The sequence below is a fragment of the Acinetobacter sp. BSP-28 genome (assembly GCF_044130285.1).
In the GTDB taxonomy this organism is placed as follows: Bacteria; Pseudomonadota; Gammaproteobacteria; order Pseudomonadales; family Moraxellaceae; genus Acinetobacter.
Genome location: NZ_JBIQOB010000085.1, coordinates 1 through 690 on the forward strand (window position 1 = coordinate 1; position 690 = coordinate 690).

Consider the following 690-nt stretch of genomic DNA (forward strand, 5'->3'; position numbering starts at 1 on the left):
ATCTGATTCTGAAATCAAGCAATGCCCGCACTGCTCTTCTGTAAATTCGCTGCACTTGTTAGCGCATGGGTGTTGTGGTAGATTTGTTTCCATTCTAGGGTTCCTAAATTCTTGAATACCTAAAAGCCTGATATCTGACATCAGGCTTTTTCTATTTGTAGAGCTGATAAATACTTTGCACACTCGCCTTTCATGGCTTTACGCAAAGACTGGATCTTGTGTTCCATTTCTTCCAGGATGCGGTCCGTCTCATCCATTTCCGCTGGTGTCACCACGCCATCTTCCAGCGCACTTAAAACCTGCTTATTTGCCTGACCAGCACCAACATTCATGCCGAGTAATGATTCCAGTACGCTCAACTGGTGCTCTTTACCTTCGATATCACCTAACGGCATAAGCACCAGTCCTAACTTGTGTGCCCAAGACTTTAAAACGACTGGGTTTTGCGTATAGGTCAACATTGCTTCAAAGGCCTTGAGGCTTGGTAAATGCTGATCCATATTTGGATTGGCATAATTCAAAGCCGTTTTGTGCGATACACCTAAAACATCAGCAATATCTTTCGGTGTCACACCTTCAGAGTGATGAATCATCTTGTGCAGTGCAGTTTTTGTTTCTTTTGAAATTTCCATATGTGAATCCAATAGTTAAGTTCACGTTTCTTTAAAACATTGACCGAGGGATAATTGG

Annotated in this window: 1 protein-coding gene; it reads right to left on the reverse strand. The window is 42.5% G+C overall.

Annotated elements, in window-relative coordinates; all coding sequences use genetic code 11:
* Positions 1–140: 140 nt before the first annotated feature.
* Complete coding sequence (locus ACE01R_RS17865; protein WP_395552815.1) at positions 141–632, reverse strand: phage regulatory CII family protein; 492 nt, start codon at positions 630–632, stop codon at positions 141–143.
* Positions 633–690: the final 58 nt, after the last annotated feature.